We start from the raw sequence: 22,227 nt of genomic DNA on the forward strand, positions 1-22,227 counted from the left end.
GGCGTCCCCCGAGGTTCTATAACAACAATCGGAGACCGAACTCATGAGCCAGGAACTGCGGCTTATTCGTCGCATCACGCTGAAATTGATTCCCTTCCTGATCCTGCTGTACCTGATCGCCTATGTGGATCGCTCCGCGGTAGGTTTCGCCAAACTGCACATGGGCGCCGACATTGGCCTGGGTGATGCGGCTTACGGCCTTGGCGCCGGGCTGTTCTTCATTGGCTATTTCTTGCTGGAAATCCCCAGCAACCTGATGCTCGACCGCTTCGGCGCCCGACGCTGGTTCGCGCGGATCATGGTCACCTGGGGTGCCATCACCATTGGCATGGCGTTCGTCCAGGGACCGAACAGCTTCTATGTGATGCGTTTTCTGCTCGGCGCGGCCGAAGCCGGGTTCTTCCCGGGCGTTCTGTACTACATCACCCAATGGTTCCCGATTCGCCATCGCGGCAAGATCCTCGGGTTGTTCATCCTTTCCCAACCCATCGCGATGATGATCACCGGCCCGGTGTCCGGCGGCTTGCTGGGTATGGACGGCATTCTTGGCCTGCACGGTTGGCAGTGGCTGTTCATCGTCATCGGTATGCCGGCGATCCTGCTGACCTGGCCAGTGCTGCGTTACCTGCCGGATGGCCCGCAGCAGGTGAAGTGGATGGACCAGGCCGAGAAAGACTGGCTGACCGGCGAGCTGAAAAAGGACCTGGAGCAATACGGCCAGACTCGCCACGGCAATCCGCTGCATGCGCTGAAGGACAAGCGCGTGTTGTTGCTGGCGCTGTTCTATCTGCCGGTGACCCTGAGCATCTACGGTCTCGGTTTGTGGTTGCCGACGTTGATCAAGCAGTTCGGTGGCACTGACTTGGTGACCGGCTTCGTGTCATCGGTGCCGTACATCTTTGGAATCATCGGTTTGCTGATCATTCCGCGCAGTTCCGACCGCTTGAATGATCGCTACGGTCATTTGGCGGTGCTGTATGTGTTGGGCGCCATCGGTCTGTTCCTCAGCGCTTGGTTGACGGTGCCGGTGCTGCAATTGGCGGCGCTGTGCCTGGTGGCGTTCGCGCTGTTTTCCTGCACCGCGGTGTTCTGGACCTTGCCGGGCCGCTTCTTCGCCGGCGCCAGCGCGGCGGCGGGGATCGCGTTGATCAACTCGGTGGGGAACCTTGGGGGTTACATCGGCCCGTTTGTGATCGGTGCGCTGAAGGAGTACACCGGCAATCTGGCGTCGGGGCTGTACTTCTTGTCCTGCGTGATGGTGTTCGGCCTGGTGTTGACCGGTGTGGTTTATCGGCTGCTGGAGCGTAAGCACGTGCTGCCGGTCGATGAATTTGCAGCCAGTGCGCGTGGGGCAACCCGCACCTGAATCTGAGGATTAACACCCATCAACTGTGGGAGCGAGCCTGCTCGCGATGACGGCCTGATATTCAACATTGATGTCGGACTGATTGGCCTCATCGCGAGCAGGCTCGCTCCCACATTGGTTTTGTGGCGTTTTCGAGTTTGTTTAAAGGAGAAAATCATGCGTTTAGTTCAGTTCGAACTGAGTAACGGCGAGCGCCGAGTGGGCGTGGTCGAAGAGGGTCTGGTGCGCGAAGTGCAGGATGCGCGCTCGGTGCGGGATCTGGCGCTGGCGGCGATCGAAGCGGGGGTCAATCTTGAGCAACAGGTGCAAACTCTGGAGCTGGGCATCAGCCATGACTATTCAGCGCTGCTGGCCAATCTGCAAATCCTCCCACCGCTGGATCACCCGGACCCGGCGCACATGCTGGTCAGCGGCACCGGCCTGACCCATCTGGGCAGTGCTTCGGCCCGGGACAAAATGCATCAACAGGTCGGCGACGAAACTGCGATGACCGACACCATGCGCATCTTCAAGTGGGGCGTGGAGGGCGGTAAACCCGCGACCGGCCAGGCTGGCGTGCAACCGGAGTGGTTCTACAAGGGCGACGGCAGCATCGTTGTGCGACCGGGCAAACCGTTCCCGCTGCCGCCTTTCGCCGAAGATGCAGGGGAGGAGCCTGAACTCAGCGGGCTCTATGTGATCGGTCACGACGGCAAACCGTATCGCCTCGGTTTCGCGGTGGGCAACGAGTTCTCCGATCATGTGATGGAGCGCAAGAATTACCTTTACCTGGCCCATTCGAAATTGCGCAGTTGCAGCTATGGCCCGGAGCTTCGGGTCGGCGAGTTGCCCCAGCACTTGGCCGGCACCAGCCGCATCCTGCGTGACGGTGAAGTGTTATGGCAGAACGAGTTCCTCAGTGGCGAAGCGAACATGTGCCACAGCCTGGAAAACCTCGAGTATCACCATTTCAAATACAGCCAGTTCCTGCGCCCCGGTGACGTGCATATTCACTTCTTCGGCACCGCGACCCTGTCCTTCGCTGACGGCATTCGCACCCAACCGGGTGATGTGTTCGAGATCAGTCAGGCCGAGTTCGGCGCGCCCTTGATCAACGGCATTGAGCCCGTTGAAGCGGCGTTTGAACCCGGCACCGTCGGCACACTTTAAGGAGACACCCATGACCCGGATTCTTGGCCACAACTACATCGGCGGTCAGCGCAGCGCTACCGGCACCGTCAAACTTCAGAGCATCGACGCCAGCACTGGCGAGGCTTTGCCTCACGATTTCTATCAGGCCACCCTTGAAGAAGTCGACGCCGCCGCGAAGGCCGCCGCCGCTGCTTACCCGGCCTATCGCAGCCTGAGCGCCGAACGACGTGCGCAATTCCTCGAGGCGATAGCTGATGAGCTGGACGCGCTGGGCGATGACTTTGTCGCCGTGGTCTGCCGCGAAACCGCGTTGCCGGTGGGCCGTATTCAAGGTGAGCGGGGTCGCACCAGCGGCCAGATGCGTCTGTTCGCCAAGGTGCTGCGGCGTGGTGATTTCTATGGGGCGCGAATCGATCGGGCATTGCCTGAACGCAAGCCACTGCCGCGTCCGGATCTGCGTCAGTACCGCATCGGTCTCGGACCGGTCGCCGTGTTTGGCGCGAGTAACTTTCCATTGGCGTTTTCCACGGCGGGTGGCGACACCGCGTCGGCATTGGCCGCCGGTTGCCCGGTGGTATTCAAGGCGCACAGCGGCCACATGGCAACCGCTGAGTGGGTGGCCGACGCCGTGATCCGCGCCGCCGAGAAAACCGCCATGCCCGCCGGTGTGTTCAACATGATCTACGGTGGCGGGGTGGGTGAGGCGCTGGTCAAGCACCCGGCGATTCAGGCGATCGGTTTTACCGGCTCACTGAAAGGTGGCCGTGCGCTGTGCGACATGGCCGCGGCACGTGCGCAGCCGATTCCGGTGTTCGCCGAGATGTCGAGCATCAACCCGGTGATCGTGTTGCCTCAAGCGTTGGAAACTCGGGCTGAAAGTGTCGCCCGTGACCTCACGGCTTCGGTGGTGCAGGGGTGTGGGCAGTTCTGTACCAACCCGGGGTTGGTGATCGGCATTCGTTCGCCGCAGTTCAGTGCGTTCGTGCAGCAGGTGGCGGGGCTGATTGGCGATCAACCGGCGCAAACCATGCTCAATGCCGGTACGTTGAGCAGCTACGGCAAGGGTCTGCAGAAGCTTCTCGCGCATCCGAAGATCGAGCATTTGGCCGGCAGCCCGCAACAAGGCAATCAGGCGCAACCGCAACTGTTCAAGGCCGATGTGAGCCTGTTGCTCGATGGCGATGAAGTGCTGCAAGAAGAAGTGTTTGGGCCGACCACGGTGTTCGTCGAAGTGGCGGATCAGGCGCAACTCAGTGCCGCGTTGAACGGTTTATATGGGCAGCTGACGGCAACGATCATCGGTGAGCCGGCGGACTTTGAGCAGTTCGGCGAGCTGACGGCATTGTTGGAACAGAAGGTCGGGCGGATCCTGCTCAACGGCTATCCGACCGGCGTGGAAGTCTGCGACTCGATGGTTCATGGCGGGCCGTATCCGGCGACATCCGATGCGCGCGGCACCTCGGTCGGCACCCTGGCCATCGACCGTTTCCTGCGCCCGGTGTGCTTCCAGAACTACCCCGACAGCCTGCTGCCGGAAGCACTGAAAAATGGTAATCCGCTGCGCATCCAGCGCCTGGTTGATGGCAAGCCATCGCGTGATGCCCTCTAGAAAATGAACACTAACCCTGTGGGAGCGAGCCTGCTCGCGATAGCGGTCTGGCAGTCACCTTGATGTTGAATGTGCCGCCATCATCGCGAGCAGGCTCGCTCCCACATGTGCTCGGTGGCGTGTGCGAGTGTTGTGACCAACACGAGTCCACTCCCACATTGAGCTATCATTGCGTTTTTCCCATTCAAAGATTGACTGCCATGACTGCCGTAACCAACACCTTGATCGAAGCCCTCGAACATTGCGACATGCTGGAAATCGACGGGCTGCACGCGTTCGACTTCTCTCTTGATGAAGACGATAACCTGCACATCGAATGCATGGACGGTCGGGCGCTCAAGCGCTGGGAGTTCAGCGTGGCGCAGATCGCGGCGGCGACTTTCGATCCCGACTTGAAGAGCTGGATCATCACCGGCGATTCCGGCGAGCACCGGTTGGTGCCCATGGAAGCGTTCGGCGGTGGTGACGACGAGGACGAAACGAATGAGGATGCGTAACCTCTGGCCACTGTTGATGGCCGGCAGCGTCGGCGCGATGGGCGTGCAAGCGGCCCCGGCCGACAGTTACGAGTTGCTGGTCGGGTCGTACACTGCCGGCCAGAGCCAGGGTATTTATCGTCTGAGTTTCGATAGCCGCACCGGGCAGATCGACGCCAACCCCTTGCAAGTGGTGAAGAGCGCCAACCCGTCCTGGCTGACCGTGTCCAAGGATCAACATCGCTTGTTCGTGGTCAACGAAAACGGCCCGGGGCAGGCCGATCCGGTGGGGCGCGTCAGCAGTTATGCGATTGATCCCAAGACCCACGAGTTGAGCCTGATCAGTCAGGTGCAGACCCTGGGCAACGAACCGACGCACTCGAGCGTCAGCGGTGATGCCAGTCACGTGTTTGTCAGCAACTACTCGGTGGCTGAAGATCCGGGCGGCACGCTGGCAGTGTTGCCGGTGGGCACCGATGGCAAGCTAAAACCCGTCGTGCAAATGAGCAGCCATCCGTCCAGCCGGGTCAACCCCGAGCGGCAGAAGTCGGCGCACGTGCATTCGGTGGTTTCATCGCCGGATGGCCACTACGTGTTTTCCAACGACCTGGGGGCGGACAAGATTTTCGTCTATCGCTTCGATCCCAAGGCCAATCCAGACCTGCCCTTGACCGCCGCCAAACCAGCGTTCGTCCAGTTACCACCCGGCAGCGGGCCGCGACACTTGCTGTTCAGCGCCGATGGCAAACACGCTTGGCTGACCATGGAAATGAGCGCGCAGGTCGCGGTGTTCGATTACCGGGATGGCAAACTTGAGCAAACGCAGATGGTCGATCTGGCGGCGGGTCTGCCGACATCGGGCAAGGCGGCGGCTGCGCTTCACGCCTCGGCCGATGGCAAGTTCCTTTACGTCAGCAACCGTGGCACCACCAATCAGTTGCTGGTGTTCACCATCGACCCGGCGACGGGCCACCTCAAGGAGCTTCAGCGCCGCTCCGTGGATGGTGATCACCCGCGCGAGTTCAGCCTCGATCCGAGTGGCAAGTTTGTGCTGATTGCCAACCAGAAGAGCAATCAGATTGTCGTCGTCGAGCGCGATGCCAAGACCGGTATGTTGGGTAAAACCGTGCAGAAACTGCCGATGGATGCCCCCAGCGATCTCAAGTTCCTGGTGCGTCAGTAAACCGCAGGCCCCGGTTGATGGGGCCTGCAACCTTCTATTAATGAGACTGATATCGGCTAATGCTACAAAGCATTTCAAGGCGCCGACCCTCGGGAGTTAAGTTTGCTTCACGGCCCCACCGGGCAAGCAAGCCAACTGAATCGAGGACTACCGCAATGAACTTCAATCTCTTCTCCGTGATCGCCGCTTCCGCTATCTCCGCCACTGTTGCTCTGCCCGCCAATGCCAACGTTGAAATCAGCGACAAAAAATCCCACACCCAAAGCTACACCCCGAAATACCTGCAACAGAGCGCCAACTTCTACGCCGCGCTGGATCACAAAATCCAACACTGAAATATAAGCCCTGCACCTTTTATGCAGGAGCGAAGTCACTTGCCGATCGAGCTGTAAGGCATCGAAAAGCCCCAAAGTGATGTCGCTCCTGCATAACGCGTTTACGACAGCATCATATTGCTATCAATGTATTGCTTGATATCACATGGCCATGAGTTTAAATTTGACGCTGATTTTTTGACTCCTTCCCCAATAAGGATCGACAGCATGGCAATGCGTCTGGCAGTGGTTCTCCTGTTTCTCTATTCCACCCCGATTCTGTCGGCCGCCGAGCCCGTTCCCAACGAGCCTGAAGCGGCCCGCGAGCGCTTGATGAGCTTTATCGAGGACTGAACACGCCAAGTCGCTTATCCCGCCATTCAATTTGAACACCGCGCGCAAAACGTAAGGGTCGATCACGCCGACGTCGCGGCAGTGGTGGGGGCATGAAAGGACGCAAACTCTGGGTCATCGCCTTCCTGGCGTTCATGACCAATGGCGCTTCTTTGCTTGGGATCGGGCAGGGCTCGGCGGGGTCGGTGGCGCGGGCCATCGAATGCAACCACAACATCGCACACAACATTCAGACGGCCAAGGCCTTGGGGTTGCTGGTGGGCAATCCGCCGATCAAATCCAATGGCGAATTCTTCGGGCCGTTCCAGGTGGATTGCTCGGCGTTGGGGATGTGCGCGGTATTGGCATGAATCCCCACCCCCCTGTAGGAGCGAGGCTTGCCCGCGAAGAATCCACTGCGGTGTTCAAATAAACCGCGTCATCGTTCTTCGCGGGCAAGCCTCGCTCCTACACGGGGGATCGGTTATTTCTTCATTATTGATGTGAGCAGGTCTGACTCGATGAAGCGCTGCAACCACGCCTGCAATCGCACATAAGGCGTCTGCCCGAACCACTCGCGATCCACGTGGGCGAATTGCCGTACGAACGGCATCAAGGCGACATCCGCCAGGCTCGGATGCCCGGCCAGCAAGTAGTCGCGCCCCTCCAGCAACTCATCCAGCTTACGCAAAAACACCTCGCCCTCTGACCGGTAAAACTCCATCGGCTGCTCAGGATAACGCTCGGCATACTTGTAGCGATTCAGGTGCACCTTGAACACTTGATCGTTCTCTTCGATCAGTGCAGCGCTGCGCTGCTGTTCTTGCGGTTCATCCTTGAGCAACCAGTCCTGCGGATCGTTCTGCGCCAATGCCCAGCGCATGATTTCCAGGCTCTCATCGATCACCTGCCCATCCACACTCAGCACCGGCACCGTGCCTTTGCTCGACAGCGCGAGCATTTCGGCCGGTTTGGCCTTGAGGCTGACCTCGACGATATTCACCTCAACCCCTGAATACCGCAGCGCCATCCGTGCGCGCATGGCGTAAGGGCAGCGGCGGAACGAATACAGCGTATTCATTTCACCTCCAGCGTACTCAGGCCGTTGCCTTGGCGGTGGACCTGAATCTGCACCGGAATCCGTTCATGCATTTCCTGAACGTGGGAAATCACCGCGACCTTGCGGCCCTGCGCTTGCAGACCGTCGAGGGCGTCCATGGCCAGTTGCAGGGATTCCGGATCGAGGCTGCCGAAGCCTTCGTCGATGAACAGCGATTCGATTTTCAGCGTGCTCGAAGCCATCGACGCCAAACCGAGCGCCAACGCCAGCGACACCAGGAACGTCTCACCGCCGGACAGCGAATGCACCGAGCGCAGTTCATCGCCCATCTCGGTGTCCATCACCAATAACCCGAGCATGCTACCGCCACGTTTCAGGCGATAGCGCCGCACCAGTTGCCGCAACTGGACGTTGGCGTGATGCACCAGCAGGTCGAGGTTGTAGGCCTGGGCGATCTTGCGGAAGGTGTCGCCGGTGGCCGAACCGATCAGCGCATTCAAGCGTGCCCAGCGCTGGTATTCGGTATAGGCGTCGGCGATCTGCTGCGCCAGCGCCTGATTGGCGTTTTGTCGGCGCTGATCCTCGGCCTGTTCAGCGCGCAATTCGGCGCAACGGTGTTCGCTGGCGGCGAACAGGTTTTGCAGGTCGGCAAGTGCCGTGCCCAGTTGTTCGGCATCCAGATTGCCGTTGTGCTGCGCCTGATGATCAAGCAGGCGCTGATCGCGCTCCTGCAACAGCACCCTCGCTTGCTCGATGGCTTTTTCGCTCTGCTGCAATCGTTGACGCAGATCGCTGACGTGTTGGTCGTCGACGCTCAACAGATCTTCCAGTCCGCCGTCGTCCAGCTCTGGATGTTGCGCACGCCAGTCGGCGATCTTGCCGCTCAGCTCGCGATCTTCAGTTTCCAGAGCCCGCGAACGTTCTTGCTGCGCTTTGAGTTCGGCGGCCAATTGCACAAGCCGTGTGCGCACGGTTTGCAATTCCTGATTGGCCGTCGCTTCAGCAGTACGGGCCCGTTCGACGGCCTGATCCAATTGCTGTTGCCACTGTTCGGCGCTGGCGTGTTCGCCCAGCAGTTGCATCAGTTGTTCCTGGCAAGCTTGTTGCTGCCCGGCCAGTGCCGTGAACTGCTGCTGCGCAGTTTCCAATTGCTGGATGCGGGTCTGCTGACGGTCCTGTTCTTTCTCCAGCGTCTGCTGGCGCTGTTGCTGTTCGCCGAGTTCATCGCGCTGCTGGTCGAGTTGTTGCAGGCGCTGGGCGATCTGCCGGTCGAGCTGCATGAAGGTCGCGGCAGGTTCGTTGCGCAAGGCCTCGAGCGTCTCGGCCGGCAGCAGGGTGCTGAACGCCGTCAGTTCTTCGTCCAGGCGTTGGCGATCGCTGCTCAATTCACGTTGCTGGTTGATCAGGTGTTGTGTTGCTTGCTGACTCGCCGCTTCGGCGCTGCGCAGTTGCTGCGCCAGGCGTGCTGCGTCCTGTTGCAGGGTGAGCAGGGCGGTTTGCCGTTGTTCGTCTTGAACGATGCTTTGGTTCAGCTGGCTGTTTTGTTGGATCAGCCAGGCATCGCGTTTAGCGGCGTCCTGGGCCAACAGTTGCGCGGACAGTGGGTGCGCTTCGAGGCTCGGCGTCAGATCTTGTTGCTGAGTCGTGAGCTGTTCCTGCTGCTGTTTCAGCTCTTTCAGTTGAGCGATAATTCCGCTGTATTGCGCTCGCAGATCGATGACTTTTTCATTAAGTAAGTCGACGGCCTTTTTGGCGTTGGCTTGCTCGTTTTCATCGTGACGACCCAAGCTTTGCAGCAATGCTTCTGGCTGATGGTAAGGATGCTCGGCACTGCCACATACGGGGCAGGGCTGATCGTCCTGCAATTGTTCGCGCAGTTGCTCGACGCTTTCGCTGCGGGCCAGTCGCTGACGCTCCAGCAGTTCTCGGGTGACAGTCAGCGTCTGTTCGGCAACTGCCAGTTCAGCCTTTGCCTCGCCACCTTCGCAGGTCAGGCGATCTCGTTCTTGCAGCGCTCCCTGATGTCGCTGCTGCAGCTCGGCGCCGCGCTTGTCCAGTTCCTGCTGGCTGGCCCACAGACGTGTCAGCTCTTCAAAGGCCCGCAGTTGCTTGCGGTTGTCTTGCAGCAGACTGCCGAGGATCTGAATCTGCTCGGCCACCGCTTCAGGTTCGGCGCCGGCCTCTTTGTACAGCACCTCAAGGCTCTGGCGCTGGGCGGTCAGCTCCTCGGCGGCACGGGCGGCGCTTTGCTCCAGGGTGGCCAGTTCGGCCTGGCCCTTGTTCAGGCGATTACCGATCAGCATCAGCTGTTGCAGGCGATCGCGGTAGGCGTTCCAGGCATCGCTCAACGGCGCCAGATGGGTGCTTTGTTCAAGCTCGCCGGCAATCCGCTGCAACCGTTCGGCGACCTGTTTCTGTTGGTCGAGCAAACCCTGAATCGTGCCCTGACCCTGAGTGCAGGCCAGCTCCGCCTGCTGCTTGAGGTCGGCACTGAGGCTGGCGTCCTTGACCAAGCGGGCGAGGGTGCTTTGCTCTTCGAAGGCCTGACGCAGCAGGGGCGCGCTGGAGGTGTGTTGGCTTTGCGCTTGGGTCAGCGCCGTTTGGGCGGTGCTCAGGCTCTGTTCGAGTTGAGTCTGTCGCGCGGTCAGTTCACGTTGCTGTTGCGTGTGCTGCTGAATCTGCGCCGCCAGCGGCGTGAGCTGAGCGATGAGCTCGGTCTTGCGTGCGAATTGATGCCGTTGCGGGGCCAGTTGTTCCAGGCGGGTCAGCTTCAAGCGCTCGCCTGCCAGGCTGTTCCAGTGTTGCTGGGCCGATTGCAGTTGCTCGGTGGCACTCTGTTGCGCGTCCTGCAACTGGCGCAAGTCCTTGAGCCAGGTGTGTTGCAACTCCAACTGTTTGAGCTGCGCCTGTTGGGTCTTGAGTTGCTGCTGAGCGTCGTTGAAGCGCTCATCCAGCTCAGCCCGGGCTTCCGGCGACAGCGGCGTGACCCCGGTGGCCTGATCCTGCAACAACTTGTGGGCTTCGCGAGCTTCTTTGGTCTTGTCGAAAGCCCGACGACCGAGACGGGTGTAGAGCGCCGTGTCGGTGAGCTTTTCCAGCAGTTCGCTGCGGTCGTTGTCGTCAGCCTTGAGGAAGGCGCTGAACTCGCTCTGAGCCAGCATGACGGCGCGGGTGAACTGTTCGAAGTTCAGGCCCAACGCGGCTTCGAGCTGAGCTTTGTATTCACCTTTCTGGCTGGCCAGCAGTTGATCCTGATCGATGTCGCGCAGGCTCTGGCGACTGATTTGCAGCTTGCCGCCAGCCTTTTCCCGAGCGCGATTGGCCTCCCAGCGAGCGCGATAGCGGCGACCGTCGATACCGACGAAATCCACTTCCGCATAGCCTTCACCGGTGCCACGACGCAACAGGGTGCGCGGGTCGCCGGTGCCGATTTCGCCATCGGCGTCCGGGACCTTGGCATCGCGACCGGTGTTGTTCAGGCGCGGCACGGCGCCAAACAGCGCCAGGCACAGGGCGTCGAGCAGCGTGCTTTTGCCGGCACCGGTCGGCCCGGTAATCGCGAACAAACCGGCACTGGCCAAGGGCTCCGCAGTGAAGTCGATTTCAAACGGCCCGGCCAGGGAGGCGAGGTTTTTCAGGCGGATCGCGAGGATCTTCATGACTGTTCGCTCTCCATCTGCACGTCTTGCAACAGCTCGGCGAAGTCCTTGAGCGTTTGCTCGTCGACCTCACTACCGTAGTTGTCCTGCCATGCGCGGCTGAACAGTTCCTGCGGCTTCATCTGATCCAGTTCGATCAAGGTTGTGCCGTCATCGACGCCGTCGCGGCTGCCATTGCCGGCATATTCGGCGGCAATCCGCACCAGCCGCACGGCTTTGCCTTGCAACGCCGTTTCCACTTGATGGCGTAGGTCCGGTTGCGGTTCATCGAGGCGGACCCGTACTTCCAGCCACGGCTGGCGATGGATATCGGCGAGCAGGTCGATGTTGGGCAGATCGGCCAGTTGCAGCAGGATCTCCGCCAACGGCGCGGAGCCGAGGCGTTGCAAGTGGACGGAACGCGGAATCAGGCGTGGTTCGACGCTGACCAATGTTTCGCCATCAAGCTGAATGTCGAGAATTTGATGCTGGTAATTGATCTCGGAGAACGACAACGGAATCGGCGAGCCGCAGTAGCGAATGCGCTCTTCACCGTTGACCTTCTGCGGTTTGTGCAAGTGCCCGAGGGCGACATAACTGATGCTCGGCCCGAACAGGCTGGCGGGCAAGGCTTCGGCGTTGCCGATGATCAGGCTGCGCTCGGAATCTTCCGAAACCGAACCGCCGGCCATGTGCGCATGGCTGATGGCGATCAACGCCTGGCCCGGCTTGCGCTTGGTGTTCGCGGCTTCAATCAGCCATTCATGAACCTGGCCGATGCCGCGCAAATAGTTATCGCCCAAATGCGCGCCCGTCACTTCAGCGGGGCGCAGGAACGGCAGTGCCAGGCACCAGGCGGCAATTTCACCGCTGGCATCAGGCAACGGCAGCAACAGACGTTCGGCATCCAGTTGACCGTCATCGAGCCACAGCACGCGACCGAGGGCGTGAGTGCGCAAGCGCCGCAGCAACGGCGCGGGCAGTTCGATTCGCGAACCTGAATCGTGGTTGCCGGCGATCATCACGATGGTCAGCGACGGCTGCTGTTCGTGGGCGCTGACGATGAAATCGTAGAGGCGTTCCTGGGCTTTGACCGGCGGGTTGACCGTGTCAAAGATATCGCCGGCGATCAGCAGCACATCGGGCTGGTCCAGCTTCAGCTGGCGCAGCAGCCATTCGATAAAGCAGGCGTGTTCGAAATCGCGCTCCTGGCCGTGCAGGTTCTGCCCAAGGTGCCAGTCGGAGGTATGAAACAGACGCAAGGCGTACTCCGTAGGAAATAAGGTGATGGCCGCGAGGAAAATGGTGGCGGCTAAAGAGGGGAGAGTTTACTGGTAAACAGGTTGAATGTGGCCACGCGGCGGACCTCGTTGTCATTTACCGGCCTCGGAAACCGCGGGCTGTGAAGGGAAGTCTCCTACGTTACGAGCATCAGTTCGCTGTAAAAACATTTCATGCGCGACGTTTGTCCGTCGGATTCAAGCGCTGAACCTCGGCAAAAATCTCGGTAATCGGTCGACGAGGTTGGCGTTTGTGCAGGGCGCGGACCTGTGCGCTCAGGCGCAGCAGTTCTTCACTCGGTTTCGCCCATTGTTCCTTCGGCAGCGGCTCGGACCATTGGCGCATCACTTCGGGCAAGGCGTGCGGGGCTATTTTCTGCAAGCGGCGGACTTCCCATTCGGTCAGGTGGTTGGGAATCGTCCATAGGGTCATCACGTGGTACAGGTACCAGAAAAAACCGGACACTCGACCACGTTGGCCGTCGCGGATTTGCTGGTGCATACGCGCACGGGCGTTGTGGAAGGTGTGCAGGCCTTCGTGGGATGGGTCGTCGGGGCCTTGCAGGTCTAGCGGGTCCTGGATGGATTTGAGGTCGTGGATTTCGTATTCCATGTAGCCGCGGATGGCTTCCCAGTGGCTGATGGCCAGGGAAAGACCGAAGCAGGGGAATTCGACGCTGGTCAGGGTCTCGCCGTGCTGGAAACCGATGCCCATGCCGTATTGGCGGTGGATGCCGTACTGGGTGGCGCCTTGGGCTTCGATAACCCAGGCAGAGAGGGATTCCCAAGGGACGAACAGTGGTTCGGTGGCGTCTTCGGGCATGAAGCAGACTTCGCGGCGTTGGCGGTTGAAGCGGGTTGGGATGATGTGGAGGCGCTTTTTGTGGTTGTGGTGCCACACACCGAGGCCGATGAGCAGCATTAAAAAACCGCCCTGCATGGCTGGTCCGTACGCCTCATTGAATACTCCTTTTATGGCATGAGTAATATCGTCCCAGCCCATGCCGAACAAGAAAAACATGAAGCCGCCAAATAGAGGTATTAAGAATGCAACCGAGAAGGCAACACTGAATGGTCCCCCTAATGTCATCTGCCACATAAAGACTTGCGGTGATCCCAACCCGAAGTCCATGTACACCTCAGTTAACTCCCCGATATGAGGACCATGTGGCGGCAGCGGTGTCGGCAATGGCAACGGCGCGAGATAGGTGATCCTCCCAGAGGGGAACGGTTCAACATCGCCGGCTTTGCGGGATTGTTCAAGGTGCGGTGCAGGCAGGGAGCTATCAATCTTGGTGGGCATGGTCGGCCAGCTCCAGCAAATGGGTTTCAACCAGCAACATGGGCGGATGCTCGGTAACGGATTGAGGGGCCAACGCCGGAAAGCGGCCTTCACCCCGAGGGTTCAGGCAAATGACCCGAATGTGAGAAACCCACGCGCCCTTGGCGTTCAAGGTCTGGAAACAGACCGCCAGCTCCAACGTTTCGGACGCTGGGGTAAATTCGCTGTCAGGATCCACGGGATATTGCAGGCATAACACCAACCGATCTGGCTCTGCTTGCACGATGCGCAGGCTGTTTGCGACTTCCTCACTGATGACGTCCTTGCGCTCGCGCGGTACACCACGACTGTGGAGGGGGACGGAAAGACGGTGGGCGCCGATTCCCAGCCGTCGAGCCGGTTGACCGCTAAGAGGTGGCTGAAAATCATTGAGCTTGAGCCCTGGCAGCACCAGATGGATGTCTTTGGGCTTGGCCTTTAACAGCAGGTCTTTCAGCCAGGAGTCATGCTTGTTCGGACCTAATTGTGCATACGGGGCGTGAAGCAAATAACCCAGATAACGCTGATATTCATCCAGGGTATGGTCGCCGCGATGATCGGTGTCCAAGCTCCAGGGTGTGGTTTTCAGCCATTTATCATGGGCACTGATGTTGTAGCGGTTGTACAGCCAGGTGCCGCTCAACTCCAAAATGGTGAACAGGGCACCGGCCAGATTGAAGCGGAAGAACACCGTGGACAAACGGGTACCAGCCGCGGCCCAAGCAGCCGTTCTTGCTGCAGCGTTTCTGGCAATCGCTACGCTATACCCCGCGTGTAAGGTATGACCTAAGCCATAGGCATTGACTGTCGTCATGCCGGCAGCGCCCGCTGCAGCGAGCGCTGCACTATTCTGCGCAGCAGCATTCCCACTACGCGTCGCCTGTTGCCAATTCTGCTGTTGGGTATTGAGATTAACCACTGAAGAGATAAAACCGAAGCCGTAGGTGAAAATGCCCAGTCCAACATGCAGCTTGCCCATCTGCACATGCATATTTTGCAAGGCGTGGTGTTGAAGACCCGCGACGAGCGCAGCGCTACGTGCCTTTAACGCTGTATCGGCGAGACTTTGTGCCGCAGTGAACCCAGCGGCCCCGGTGCTCATCGCTGCATTAAAAACGGGTATCCAGACTCGCTTGTTCTTGGATTGGTTGGTCAGTTCCCTTATAACCGAAACCAAATTCACCCCCTGCACCAAAAACACCAACAACCCCATCCCCTCGCTCCGAATCAACTTCGCATTCGGCACACTCTGAACCCCCAGCCGAATATCCTTCAACAAACTCCGCACCTCCAACTGCTGTGCCGGTGGAAACACCACCGTCACTCCCGCCCGAGCCGGTGTCGCGCCATACAGCCGAACCGACTGATCCGGCAGTTCCGCAATCGGGCTCAGCGCCCCCGCCAGTCGCCCCTCCAGCTGCGTCAACTGCCCACGCATCCGCACGATCTCACCCTGCAACTCCACCGCCCGTGGCGTCTTGTGCCCCTGGCGGTTTTTGTTATGGGTGAGCTGGTTGCGTTCACGGGTCAAGGTTTTGAGGTAGTCGCGCTCCCTGAGCAGTTCCTTGAGGTTGGTTTGCAGCGCCGCGTGTTCTGCCGGGCTGGCGACAGTAAAGGTCACGCCGGTGCTTTTCGCCGCATCGAGTATCCGCCCCGACAAGGCCTTGGGCAGGCGCCGGAACAGTTCGTCGAGGTCGGGAATTTTCTCTCCCGCCAGATCGAACCCTTCCAGCGCCCGGCTCAGCCCCAGGTTCAGCGCCGGGCTGAGGCTGTGCTGCGCCGCGTCCGCGACGGCGCGGGTGTGTTCGGGCAAATCGTCGAGGGCCGGCAGGTGCGGCTGTTCGATTTTCTGCAGCTCGCCCAGCCAGTGCGGCAGGTTGTTGAATACGCCCATGCCGGCGTTGAACAGCGTGGCGTATTGCGCGGCCCGTTCTGGCTGAAGACGCAGCGGCAAGGTATAAAACAACGGTCGCGTCAGTTCCGGGTGTTGTTCCAGATAGCCCAGCATTTTTTCGCTCGCATGGTCGCTGCGGCAGATGTCCTTGAGGCAGGCGTATTCGACGGTGAACGCCTGGTAAAGTTGCTGTTGATCCTGCGCGTCGTAATACCAGGCCGAGCGATGGAAGCGCCCGCCACCCACCAGCATGGTGCGGTCGGCGGTGATGCGCTCGAGCAAGCGGTTCCAGCGACCAAGGTCGTCGCGATGCTGAAACAGTGCACTGTCCATGGCCGGGCGGTCGATGAAGTCGTTGACCCCGCGTTTGCCACTGAAGCTGGAGCCTTCGAGCACATCGACGATGCGTTTGTTTTGCTCTTGGCCAAGTTTTATCAAGGTATCGAGGTGACGTTCGACGAAATCGTCGGGCGCGACCTTGAAATGTTGGCGCGTGTAGTAACGGCGGTCTGCCTCGTCACTGGCGCGGCTATGGGCGGTGAAGTCGGGCGTAGCGCCTTGGTACTTGGCGAGTTTGAACGCTTCGGCATGCGCCTCTTTGCGCGCTTGCGCCAGTGCCGGGGGCACGGGAGCGTCCAGCGACTCGACCTTGCCGCCCTTGTTCAGGTAATCCAGCAAGGCTTTGCGGGTATGCTCCTGATCCGGTTCGGGCAACTGCTCCAGATCGCCAAAAAGCGCCTGGACTCGCGGATCGTCGCTGGCGTCGGCCAGATTGCCGATATCCGCCGGACTGAGCCGGCTCAGGGACTCGATGTAGCAGGCCAGCAGGTAATCGCGTTCGTTATGGTCGGCATTGCTCCAGTCGTCGACCCAGCCGACCACGGTGTCCTGATACTCGGCCAGATCACGCAGCACGCCGAGGTCGTCCTGCATCACGAGGAACAGCGTGTCGTCCTGATAAGCCGGGCGCACCCGCCCGAGAAACTCGCCGATATGCGCCTCGCGAAAGCGCTGCGGCTGCTCCCACAAATAGGGTTCACGTTCGTGCGCGGGGGCATCGCTGACGTGCACCGTCGGCAATAGAACGGCGTCCGGCGGCGACTCGGTTTCCTGTTCCGCACGGTCTTGGGCGGCTTGCGCCTGCCGGGCCGGATCGGTCGCAATCTCCGCCAGCCACTGCTTGCCTTGCGCGACCGTCAGCAGATGCTCGCCACCGGTTTGGCAATGCACCGGGCCGAGATCGACGGCCTGCATGAAGTGTTCGCGTTCCTCGCGGCTGTCGAGCACTTGCGTGCATTTGGCCGCCGTCCATTGCACTTCGGCGAAGGTCACATGCAAGGTGCTGCGCCTTGAAAACACCAGTGCCGGACGCTCTTCGATGGGCGTGCGCTGATCGTCGGTGACCTTGGCGCCCTTGTGCAGCAAGGCGCTGATCAGTCCGTTGAGGACCTGATATTCGTGCAGGTGGCCGGTCACGCTGTCGATAACGTACAACCAGCCATCGCGCAGCATGCGAATGCCCAGCGGGCGGGTCGTCAGGGCATACGGCAGCTTCAGTTCGGCACTCGGGCCGAGGGGCTTTTCCACCAGCCCGTAACGCAAGGGCAGCAGCTGCACGTGGGTTTGGCGCAAGGGGCAGGCACCCAGAGAGCCGATGGGGGATTTGGAGGCCGCCGCGGCGGCGAGGTTGGCGGGTGAAGTCATGGGTGGCCTCGTTGGCTGGCCCACTGGTGGGCGAGGTCAGCGGCCAGCGCCACGCGCTCGCCGGGGGATTGCAGCGACGGCGTATGCAGCAATCGGTTGATGTGCGGGTGCTGATCGAGCGGTGAGCCATCCAGCGAGGCGATGACGTTGGCGTAGTGGAAAAGCTCGGATTGGCTGCTCAAGCCCAAAGCGCCGGCCTCGGCCTCCAGTTGCTCCAGCATTGGCCAACGCTGGGCCACGGTTTCGCCGCCATGGCGATCGGGAAAGTATTTGAGCAAATGGGCGTCGAGCTCGAGCAACATGCGGCGCCGATCAACACGGTCCAGTGCTGCATTGAGTTCAGGGCTCAGGCGATAGGGCGTCGGTAGTTCCGGGCATTCAGGCAGTCGGGGTTGATGACGCTGCCAATTCGCGCCGGCGCTATCGGCGGTTACCACAGAGGACAGAGGCCCAAACAAACGCTGATCGCCGCTGCCGAACAACGCCTGCGCCACTGCCGCATCGGCCAAACGCAGGACCACCGGCAGACCTTCGGGCAATTCAACGATCAGCAGTTTGCGCAAGTGTTGGGCAACATCATGCGCAGGCGCGGTGCTGAACAACAGCACGCTCGATTCCTCGTGTGCGTGCTCCAGATAAAACTGAACGAGTGGCTCGTCAGGTTGTTGAACGGCCACCAACAGCGGCGAGATATCCCGCAGCGCAGTAAACGACGGGCAGTCATACAGCGCGACGGCGGTGGCGCCGGGACTCAGTTGTTTCAAGCGTTCCGGCAAATCGCTCAAGGTCGCACCGTCCAGCAACAGGAAAGCCTGTTGCTCGCTCCATGGCAGGTCTTCAGGCAGTGAGGTCAAAAGCTTCATGCTTGAGCGGCCTCGCATATCAGGCAGCGCGAGGCTCGGGTTGAAATCAACGCATGGCGTTGCTGGACCGCATCGAACGTCACTTTCAGCAGGGGCAAGGCGCCCGGTATCAGAGGCTCGGCGGGTAGACCCACGGCCGGGGCGCCGCCCACCAGAATCGGCACGCTGCTGAAAATGCCTTCCGGCCCCAGCGTCAGCCAGTGACCGCCAGCCTGGATTGACAGGCGCGCGCCGCCATCGATGACGACTTGCTGCCCGGCGCTCAGGTGAATGTGCTGGGTGGCATTGAGCAGGTGATTGGTGGTTCGGACGTGGCGGTCGCCGTGAACCAACAGATGATCGTCCTGCTTGAGTTCCGTCAGTCGGTTGCCGTGGGTCAGGTGATGTTCTTCACCGCGCAGGTCGTGACTGGCAACCCCGCCGATGACCACGGTGCGCTGGTTGTCGACTTGAATGCGTTCATCGTTGAGCACGAGCTGGACAAAATCGCGCTGGGCACGCAGGGCAATCTCCTCGGAGCCCTTTTTGTCCTCGATGCGCAACTCGTTGTAACCGCCGCCACCGGGACTGCTCTGGCTACGGAAAATGCTGCGGGTGTGCTCAGCCGGCAGGTCCAGTGGCACGGGGGTTGAGGCGTTGGGCATACAGCCAAGGACGAAGGGTTTGTCGGGGTCGCCGTCGGTGAATCCCACCAGCACTTCCATGCCGACCCGCGGGATCAGCACGCTGCCATAACGGTCATGAGCCCAACCGGTAGCGACCCGAAGCCAGCAGCTCGATTGTTCGTTGTGCTGACCCTCTCGGTCCCACGGCAGTTGAACCTTTACCCGACCGTATTCGTCGCAGTAGATCTCTTCGCCGGGCGGGCCTGTGACGATGGCATGCTGGTTGCCCGTTATTCGCGGCTTGGCGTGTTCAAGAGCCGGCCTGAACAGGACGTCCCAAGGTGTTGCGACGAAGTGGTTACGGTAGCCCTGACTGAAACCGTCCTGCGGACTGGCATCGGTGATCGACTCCTCAAGCACTTGGGGTTGCAGGCCAATATGTTCGACTTCAGTCAGAAGCCACAGGCCATTCCAGTCAGCGCGGGGGTGTTCGGTCATCTCGACGAAATGGCCGCAACGCATGGCGCTCTGATCACTGCGCCCGCTGGCTTGCCGGTAATCGGCGCGGTGGCGTTCCAGTGCCCGATTGGCCAGATGTTTACCGCGCTCACGATGGGTGAACTGTCCTGGGAAGGCATAATCCTCAAGGCGCGGCAGCAGCGAATTTTTAGTCTCACTGTCGAGTTCCAGACGCGGTTTCTCGAAGTCGTAATCACGACGGCTGACGTGGGTCGGGCGGGTTTCCAGTCGCAGTTTGAAACGGTCAATCACCGGCGCTTCGGCGACCATGCCACTGCCTGGCCTGTACGCGGTTGATTGGGATGGTTGCGAGAAGCTGGTTTGATCGTCACCGAACACCAGCACATGTCCGTCGGAGCCGTGCTCGAAATGAAAGTGCAGACCTTCTTCCTCGCACAGCCTTTGCAGGAAATGCAGGTCGGTTTCGTACTGCACACAATACAGCCGTGCCCGGTACTCGGCGCTCAACTGGAAGCGCCAGGTATCAGGCTGCATTCCTTGGTCTTTCAGCACGCTGGCGATGATCTGCGGCACGCTCAGGTGTTGAAAAATACGCTGGTTATGGCAGTGGCTGAGGTAGGCGAGCCGGGGCACCAGAGTCATCTGATAACGGGTCAGACGTTTGCCTGAATCGCCTTGGGCCACGCTATAGATCTGCCCGTGAAGGCCGGAGTTGTCAGGACCCAAGCGCAGAAACGCCGAGCGATGCAGCAGAGAGTCGAGGTCCAGGTCGGGGCGTTCGCTGACCAGTTCGAGCTTGACCTCATAGAGCCGATTCAGCGCTTCCCTGGCGCGGAATTCGAGTACCTGAAGGTCGTGGGGAAAACCTTCAATGTCGAGGTTGAAAACGACCTGCTTGGCATCGCTGAGCATCCACATGTCTCTGTGTCTATTTGTAGGCACGGGACTTTGCGTGGATCTACCAATTGGTGATGTCAGGCGATTCGATAACTAGTGTAGGACGCATCCGTTAATCCGGATCATCGTCGAAGGTTCTGACTGACGAGGCGTACTCCGTAGGAAATAAGGCGATGGCTGCGAGGAAAATGACAGCGGGGAAAGACAGGAGGGTTACTAGCAAAAGACTGAGAAGCCGACAGGCTTGGGGTTTCCAGATTATTGGTGACTAATTCCATTAGATTTCGATTTCGACGCAGTGCGTGTGGTCTATGTACATTTGCCAACGAAACATCTGGTACGGTTGCGCACCATCAGGGAGTGGTTCAGTGCCTATAGGGCCGATTGTTTAAGGAGACGTCATGACCCAACGGTTACTTCAACTTGATCATGTGTCATTCAACCTGCCCGACGGGCGCGTTCTGTTCGGTCACTTGAACCACACCTTCAGTACCAGGGCCACCGGCATCGTGGGCGCCAATGGCTGTGGCAAGTCCTTGCTTGGCCGGCTCCTGACGGAGGAGCAACTGCCCACCAGCGGCATCGTCCGTCGCGAAGGCCGGGTTTATGCCGTGGCACAGTTACTGGAACCCGAGCGCTATCCCAGCGTTGCCGCACTGGCCGGGGTCGACCATATTCTGGCGGCGCTGGATCGCATTGCCCAAGGCAGCGTCGACGATCACGACCATTCGCTGGCGGTTGATCAGTGGGATTGCGCTACACGCCTTGAGGCGGAGCTGGAGCAGATCGGTCTGGGTCATTTGAATGCCGACGCGCGCACCGACGCACTCAGTGGTGGCGAACGGCAACGGGTGGCGCTGATGGGGGCGTGGTTGTCCGGAGCCGACTGGCTCATTCTGGATGAGCCCGGCAATCACCTGGATATTAATCAGCAACACAAGCTTGCGCAGCAGATCGCTCGCTGGCCTAACGGCCTGGTGTTGATCAGCCACGACCGGGGCCTTCTGGAGCACGTGAACGAAATTGTCGAGCTTTCACCCTTGGGGCTGGCGGTTTATGGCGGCAACTACAGTCAGTATGCGGCGGCACGCGAGCAAGAACAGCAGTCGCTCCAGTCGGCATTGCAAGGTGAGCGGGCGCAGGCCAAGCGCGAGCAACGTGAGATGGCCGTGCAGATGGAGCGTCAGCAACGGCGTAATGCGCGCGGCGACCGTCAGGCCCGTGACGGCAATCAGACCAAGCTGATAACCAACGCCCAGAAAGAGCGTAGTGAAAACAGTCAGGGAAAATTGCGCCTCAATCAACAGGTGGCCCGGGAGCAGCAACAACAACGTATCGCCGAGGCCCGTGCGCGGTGTGCGCCCGACATTCAACGCATGATGTTGTCTCCGGAAAGCGTAGTGCCCAATGGCAAGCTGATTGTGCAGCTCAACGACGTCATTCTCCCGTTCGGTTACGCGGCGCCGATCAATCTGACGCTGACGGGGCCTATGCGCATGGCAATCCTGGGCGCCAACGGCAGCGGCAAGTCGACCCTGTTGCGAGTGATCGCCGGCCAACTGCCGGTGCGCGAAGGCGAACTCATCCGCAGTTGCCATGTCGGCTGGCTGGATCAACACGCCGGGTTGCAGTACCCCGAACGCACCGCGGTGCAATGGCTCTACGAGAGTAATCCGGAGTTGCCCGGAGCCGAGGCGCGAACCCGGTTGGCGCAGATGGGCATTGATGCGGATCGTGCGACGCTCAAGACCTGCCAGTTGAGCGGCGGCGAACGCCTGAAAATAGCACTGGCTGCGCAGTTATATGCACAGCGGCCACCGCAATTGCTATTGCTGGATGAGCCGGACAACCATTTGGACTTGCCCAGTCGAATCGCTCTGGAGCAGATGCTTAATCAATACCAAGGCGCATTGATCGTAGTCTCCCACGACAGCGCTTTTTTACAGGCCATTCATCTGGACGCCGAGTTCCATCTCAAAAGCCAGGGTTGACCGTGTCAAAGATATCGCCAGCGGTCAGCAGCACCAGGCAACTCGATGTGCCTGAAGAATAGTAGAGGAGCGCTTCGCGCCC

At 60.1% G+C, this 22,227-nt stretch carries 16 protein-coding genes; 9 read left to right on the top strand and 7 right to left on the bottom strand.

Annotated elements, in window-relative coordinates:
* Positions 1-43 precede the first annotated feature (43 nt).
* The 8 genes from ACYZT2_RS13430 to ACYZT2_RS13465 all read left to right on the top strand — a co-directional run bounded on the left by ACYZT2_RS13430 (position 44) and on the right by ACYZT2_RS13465 (position 6,783).
* Positions 44-1,366 carry an MFS transporter gene (locus ACYZT2_RS13430; RefSeq protein ID WP_461972795.1) on the top strand — a complete coding sequence of 441 codons (1,323 nt, stop codon included), beginning with the start codon at positions 44-46 and terminating at the stop codon, positions 1,364-1,366.
* Between the two features lie 156 nt (positions 1,367-1,522).
* The gene (gene araD1, locus ACYZT2_RS13435; protein WP_461972797.1) at positions 1,523-2,515 is read left to right on the top strand and encodes an AraD1 family protein; all 993 of its coding nucleotides are present in this window, start codon (positions 1,523-1,525) and stop codon (positions 2,513-2,515) included.
* Between the two features lie 10 nt (positions 2,516-2,525).
* Positions 2,526-4,106: an aldehyde dehydrogenase (NADP(+)) gene (locus ACYZT2_RS13440; protein ID WP_461972799.1), complete on the top strand. Its 1,581-nt coding sequence runs from the start codon at positions 2,526-2,528 to the stop codon at positions 4,104-4,106.
* Between the two features lie 200 nt (positions 4,107-4,306).
* A complete protein-coding gene (locus ACYZT2_RS13445) occupies positions 4,307-4,603 on the top strand; it encodes a DUF5629 family protein (protein ID WP_258621942.1) in 297 nt (98 codons plus the stop codon).
* The gene (locus tag ACYZT2_RS13450) at positions 4,590-5,765 is read left to right on the top strand and encodes a lactonase family protein (protein ID WP_461972802.1); all 1,176 of its coding nucleotides are present in this window, start codon (positions 4,590-4,592) and stop codon (positions 5,763-5,765) included. Before ACYZT2_RS13445 ends, ACYZT2_RS13450 begins: the two co-directional genes overlap by 14 nt.
* Before the next feature lie 155 nt (positions 5,766-5,920).
* The gene (locus tag ACYZT2_RS13455; RefSeq protein WP_429434904.1) at positions 5,921-6,100 is read left to right on the top strand and encodes a hypothetical protein; all 180 of its coding nucleotides are present in this window, start codon (positions 5,921-5,923) and stop codon (positions 6,098-6,100) included.
* Positions 6,101-6,307: 207 nt separating this feature from the next.
* Complete coding sequence (locus ACYZT2_RS13460) at positions 6,308-6,433, top strand: hypothetical protein (RefSeq protein ID WP_301271561.1); 126 nt, start codon at positions 6,308-6,310, stop codon at positions 6,431-6,433.
* Between the two features lie 92 nt (positions 6,434-6,525).
* Positions 6,526-6,783, top strand: coding sequence for a hypothetical protein (locus tag ACYZT2_RS13465; RefSeq protein WP_461972805.1), 258 nt, complete (start codon positions 6,526-6,528; stop codon positions 6,781-6,783).
* A 113-nt stretch (positions 6,784-6,896) separates the two neighbouring features.
* Here ACYZT2_RS13465 and ACYZT2_RS13470 read toward each other — a convergent pair whose 3' ends face one another.
* The 7 genes from ACYZT2_RS13470 to ACYZT2_RS13500 all read right to left on the bottom strand — a co-directional run bounded on the left by ACYZT2_RS13470 (position 6,897) and on the right by ACYZT2_RS13500 (position 20,169).
* Positions 6,897-7,493, bottom strand: a complete 597-nt coding sequence (locus ACYZT2_RS13470) for a glutathione S-transferase (protein ID WP_461972807.1) — start codon at positions 7,491-7,493, stop codon at positions 6,897-6,899.
* Positions 7,490-11,131 (bottom strand): AAA family ATPase, encoded by a 3,642-nt coding sequence (locus tag ACYZT2_RS13475; RefSeq protein WP_461972809.1) that lies wholly within the window; start codon positions 11,129-11,131, stop codon positions 7,490-7,492. The genes ACYZT2_RS13470 and ACYZT2_RS13475 overlap by 4 nt, the downstream gene beginning before the upstream one ends.
* On the bottom strand, positions 11,128-12,372 hold the full coding sequence (locus tag ACYZT2_RS13480; RefSeq protein WP_461972811.1) for an exonuclease SbcCD subunit D C-terminal domain-containing protein: 1,245 nt from the start codon (positions 12,370-12,372) through the stop codon (positions 11,128-11,130). Before ACYZT2_RS13480 ends, ACYZT2_RS13475 begins: the two co-directional genes overlap by 4 nt.
* Before the next feature lie 190 nt (positions 12,373-12,562).
* A complete protein-coding gene (locus ACYZT2_RS13485) occupies positions 12,563-13,312 on the bottom strand; it encodes a hypothetical protein (RefSeq protein WP_461972813.1) in 750 nt (249 codons plus the stop codon).
* Positions 13,313-13,676: 364 nt separating this feature from the next.
* Positions 13,677-17,309 (bottom strand): toxin VasX, encoded by a 3,633-nt coding sequence (locus ACYZT2_RS13490; protein WP_461972815.1) that lies wholly within the window; start codon positions 17,307-17,309, stop codon positions 13,677-13,679.
* The gene (locus tag ACYZT2_RS13495; protein ID WP_461972817.1) at positions 17,306-18,172 is read right to left on the bottom strand and encodes a DUF4123 domain-containing protein; all 867 of its coding nucleotides are present in this window, start codon (positions 18,170-18,172) and stop codon (positions 17,306-17,308) included. The genes ACYZT2_RS13490 and ACYZT2_RS13495 overlap by 4 nt, the downstream gene beginning before the upstream one ends.
* The gene (locus tag ACYZT2_RS13500) at positions 18,169-20,169 is read right to left on the bottom strand and encodes a type VI secretion system Vgr family protein (protein ID WP_461973104.1); all 2,001 of its coding nucleotides are present in this window, start codon (positions 20,167-20,169) and stop codon (positions 18,169-18,171) included. The genes ACYZT2_RS13495 and ACYZT2_RS13500 overlap by 4 nt, the downstream gene beginning before the upstream one ends.
* A gap of 386 nt (positions 20,170-20,555) precedes the next feature.
* Here ACYZT2_RS13500 and ACYZT2_RS13505 point away from each other — a divergent pair, with 386 nt between their 5' ends.
* Positions 20,556-22,145 carry an ATP-binding cassette domain-containing protein gene (locus tag ACYZT2_RS13505; protein WP_461972819.1) on the top strand — a complete coding sequence of 530 codons (1,590 nt, stop codon included), beginning with the start codon at positions 20,556-20,558 and terminating at the stop codon, positions 22,143-22,145.
* Positions 22,146-22,227 lie beyond the last annotated feature (82 nt).

The sequence above is a fragment of the Pseudomonas sp. MDT1-85 genome, assembly GCF_054898065.1.

Coding starts and splice junctions, on each gene's coding strand:
- ACYZT2_RS13430 (WP_461972795.1), top strand. CDS start 44: ATGAGCCAGGAACTGCGGCTTATTCGTCGCATCACGCTGAAATTGATT.
- araD1 (WP_461972797.1), top strand. CDS start 1,523: ATGCGTTTAGTTCAGTTCGAACTGAGTAACGGCGAGCGCCGAGTGGGC.
- ACYZT2_RS13440 (WP_461972799.1), top strand. CDS start 2,526: ATGACCCGGATTCTTGGCCACAACTACATCGGCGGTCAGCGCAGCGCT.
- ACYZT2_RS13445 (WP_258621942.1), top strand. CDS start 4,307: ATGACTGCCGTAACCAACACCTTGATCGAAGCCCTCGAACATTGCGAC.
- ACYZT2_RS13450 (WP_461972802.1), top strand. CDS start 4,590: ATGAGGATGCGTAACCTCTGGCCACTGTTGATGGCCGGCAGCGTCGGC.
- ACYZT2_RS13455 (WP_429434904.1), top strand. CDS start 5,921: ATGAACTTCAATCTCTTCTCCGTGATCGCCGCTTCCGCTATCTCCGCC.
- ACYZT2_RS13460 (WP_301271561.1), top strand. CDS start 6,308: ATGGCAATGCGTCTGGCAGTGGTTCTCCTGTTTCTCTATTCCACCCCG.
- ACYZT2_RS13465 (WP_461972805.1), top strand. CDS start 6,526: ATGAAAGGACGCAAACTCTGGGTCATCGCCTTCCTGGCGTTCATGACC.
- ACYZT2_RS13470 (WP_461972807.1), bottom strand. CDS start 7,493: ATGAATACGCTGTATTCGTTCCGCCGCTGCCCTTACGCCATGCGCGCA.
- ACYZT2_RS13475 (WP_461972809.1), bottom strand. CDS start 11,131: ATGAAGATCCTCGCGATCCGCCTGAAAAACCTCGCCTCCCTGGCCGGG.
- ACYZT2_RS13485 (WP_461972813.1), bottom strand. CDS start 13,312: ATGCTGCTCATCGGCCTCGGTGTGTGGCACCACAACCACAAAAAGCGC.
- ACYZT2_RS13490 (WP_461972815.1), bottom strand. CDS start 17,309: ATGACTTCACCCGCCAACCTCGCCGCCGCGGCGGCCTCCAAATCCCCC.
- ACYZT2_RS13495 (WP_461972817.1), bottom strand. CDS start 18,172: ATGAAGCTTTTGACCTCACTGCCTGAAGACCTGCCATGGAGCGAGCAA.
- ACYZT2_RS13500 (WP_461973104.1), bottom strand. CDS start 20,169: ATGCTCAGCGATGCCAAGCAGGTCGTTTTCAACCTCGACATTGAAGGT.
- ACYZT2_RS13505 (WP_461972819.1), top strand. CDS start 20,556: ATGACCCAACGGTTACTTCAACTTGATCATGTGTCATTCAACCTGCCC.